The organism is Micromonospora sp. KC723 (assembly GCF_004348595.1).
GTDB lineage: Bacteria > Actinomycetota > Actinomycetes > Mycobacteriales > Micromonosporaceae > Micromonospora.
Window position 1 is genome coordinate 1 of record NZ_SMKD01000252.1, and the last position, 3,041, is coordinate 3,041.

3 protein-coding genes are annotated in these 3,041 nt (G+C 72.9%); 1 reads left to right on the forward strand and 2 read right to left on the reverse strand.

From position 1 onward, the window contains the following. The first annotated feature begins 112 nt into the window (after window positions 1-112). Complete coding sequence (locus tag E1165_RS28300; RefSeq protein ID WP_132394752.1) at window positions 113-2,086, forward strand: amino acid transporter; 1,974 nt, start codon at window positions 113-115, stop codon at window positions 2,084-2,086. A gap of 131 nt (window positions 2,087-2,217) precedes the next feature. On the opposite strand, the gene E1165_RS28305 is transcribed toward E1165_RS28300, so the two are convergent. Then, window positions 2,218-2,424, reverse strand: a complete 207-nt coding sequence (locus tag E1165_RS28305; RefSeq protein ID WP_132394751.1) for a hypothetical protein — start codon at window positions 2,422-2,424, stop codon at window positions 2,218-2,220. Window positions 2,425-2,709: 285 nt separating this feature from the next. Then, a partial coding sequence (locus E1165_RS28310) for a helix-hairpin-helix domain-containing protein (RefSeq protein WP_243705032.1) occupies window positions 2,710-3,041 on the reverse strand: 332 nt, incomplete at its 5' end.

The window sequence follows — 3,041 nt, forward strand, 5'->3', positions numbered from 1 at the left end:
GGACGGGGCGGCGGCGCGCCGCGACCGGGCACGGCGTGGTCCGGCGCGGCCGGGGCGGGAGGTCCGCGCGGCCCGGGAGCCCGGGCAGGGCGAGCGGACCCGGTCGGGGCCGGTGGTCGTCCCCGAGTGCGTGGAGAGTCACGTCCGCTCCCGTGCCCCGGAGGGGGCGCTGCGGCGCTGGCTCTTCGCCCATCGGGTCTCGCCGGCCGGTCCCCAGGCCGAGGAGGGCCAACAGAAGCGCCACCCCTGGTGGCAGGTGATGTGCCTGACCGGTGTCGACTACTTCTCCACCCTCTCCTACCTGCCGGCCATCGCGGTGCTGGCGGCCGGGGCGCTCTCGCCGCTGGCCACGCTGTTCATCGTGGCGTTGACCCTGTTCGGCATGCTGCCGATGTACCGGCGGGTGGCCGGGGAGAGCCCGTACGGGCAGGGTTCGGTGGCGATGCTGGAGCGGCTGCTGCCGTTCTGGCGGGGCAAGATCTTCGTCCTGGTGCTGCTCGGTTTCGTGGCCACCTCCTGGATCATCACGATCACCCTGTCCGCCGCCGACGCCACGGTCCACCTGCTGGAGAACCCGTACCTGCCGCCCGCCTTCCCGCGCGGCACCCTGGTCGCGGTGGTGGTGACGGTGCTGCTGCTGGTGGTGCTCGGCGGGGTGTTCCTGATGGGCTTCACCGAGGCGGTGACCGTGGCGGTCCCGCTGGTCGTGGTCTTCCTCGCGCTCAACGCGGTGATCGTGCTGGACGGCCTGGCCGAGGTGGTCGCCGATCCGTCCGTGCTGGCGGACTGGACGGCGGCGCTGACCGCCGGCGGCGCCGGCGTCGGTGACCTGCTCGGCCCGGCGGTGCTGGCCTTCCCGCTGCTGGTGCTGGGGCTCTCCGGCTTCGAGACGGGGGTCAGCATGATGCCTCTGGTGCGGGGGGAGGGGCCGGACCCGGACCAGCGGCTGGCGGCGCGGATCCGCAACACCCGCCGGCTGCTCACCGCCGCCGCCGTGATCATGTCGGTGTACCTGATCAGCACCACCTTCGTGACCACCGTGCTGATCCCACCGGAGGAGTTCGGTCCGGGCGGGACGGCCAACGGCCGGGCCCTGGCCTGGCTGGCCCACGAGCACCTCGGTGAGGCGTTCGGGACGGTGTACGACGTCAGCAGCGTGTTGATCCTCTGGTTCGCCGGGGCGTCCGCCATGGCCGGTTTGATCAACATCGTGCCGCGGTACCTGCCCTCGTACGGGATGGCGCCGGAGTGGGCTCGGGCGGTACGACCGGTCGTGCTGGTCTACACGCTGACCAGCATCGCCATCACGATCGCCTTCCGGGCCGACGTCAACGCCCAGGCCGGGGCGTACGCCACCGGGATCCTCGCGATGATGGTCTCCGGCGCGGTGGCCGTGACCATCGCGGCGGCCCGGGCCCGGCGCCGGCTGGCCCGCGTCGGGTTCGGCGTGCTGACCGCGGTCCTGCTCTACGCGTTGGCGGAGAACGTCATCGAGAAGCCGGACGGGATCGCGATCTCGGCGATGTTCGTCGCGGGCATCGTCGTCGTCTCGCTGATCTCCCGGATCACCCGCACCACGGAGCTGCGGGCGGAACGGGTCGAGTTCGACGAGGTGGCCCGACGGATCCTCGCCGAGTCGCTGGCCCACGACGGCCGGCTGCACCTGATCGCCAACAAGCGGGACAGCGGGGCGGTGAAGGAGTACCGGGTCAAGGAGCGGGCGCAGCGTGGCATGAACCCGGTGCCGGGCGCGGCCGACGTGGTCTTCCTGGAGATCGACGTGGTGGATCCGTCGCAGTTCAGCCAGGTGCTGCGGGTGCACGGCGTGGAAATCGGCCGGTACCGGGTGTTGCGCGCGAGCAGCCCGGCCGTACCCAACGCGATCGCCGCGATCCTGCTCGCGCTGCGCGACGCCACCGGGGTACGCCCGCACGCGCACTTCGAGTGGTCCGAGGGGAATCCGGTCGCCCACCTGCTGCGTTACCTGATCCTCGGCCGGGGGGACACCCCGCCGGTGGTCCGCGAGATCATCCGCAAGAGCGAACCCGACCCGGCCCGCCGTCCGGGCATCCACGTCGGGGGCTGAGCACGGGGTGGAACCGGCACCCCCGATGGTCCAGCCTCCTAGGACGGACAGGAGGTGGTGACGGTTCCGCCGCGACTAGGAAACGGCCCGCGCCCCGGGAGTGGGCGCGGGCCGGTGTACGACGGGACGGCCTACTTGGACGGCTCGGGAAGCTTGCAGTCGACCTTCGGGTTGGCGCCCAGGTAGTTCAGCGGGCCGGCCACGATGGTCACCAGGATGGTGCCCGCCTCCGCGCAGTTGGTCTCGTCGTTGCCGTAGTAGCCGCGCTGACCGGCCGCGACGGCACCGATGATCAGCCAGATCACGACGAGAACTCCGAAGATGGACGTGCCGCGCATGGGGGCCTCCCGGGTCGTGGGGGTCGAGGTGACGCCATGTGTACCCAGCTGCGGCGAGTGGATAAACGGCATCCGGACCGACCGATGCCCCGGACATCCGGTTGCCGGCCGCCGTGGCATGACCGTCCGGAGCCGATGGACACCGTCGGCGACCCCGTTCCGGGCCGCCGGGCGCAGGCACGGCGAACCCGGGACGCCGTGCTGTCCGGGTACGCGGCGTCCGGTCGGCCGGCGACGCCGGGCCGGTGGCCGTGCCGGAACACGGCGACCGGCCCGGCGGTCACCTCAGTTCTGCTCGCCAACTCCGGTGGGGGCGGGCAGCACGGACTCGGCGCCGGTGCCGGCCAGCACCTTCGCCTGCTGCGGCCAGGTGGCCAGGCTCGGCGCGCCGCGGAGCCCGGCGGCGCGGATGGTCTCCCGCAGCGCCGTCTCGTCCAGCTCGGCGAGCTGACGGTAGGTGCGGATCCCGGCGGCCTGCAACGCGGCGGCCATCTTCGGGCCGACGCCCTGGATCCGCCGGAAGTCGTCGGTCGTCCCGGCCTCGTCGGTGGGCGCGGCCTCGTCGGTCGTCGCGAGCGCGGCGTCCTCGGCGTCGGGGATGGCGGTCGGGGTGGCGG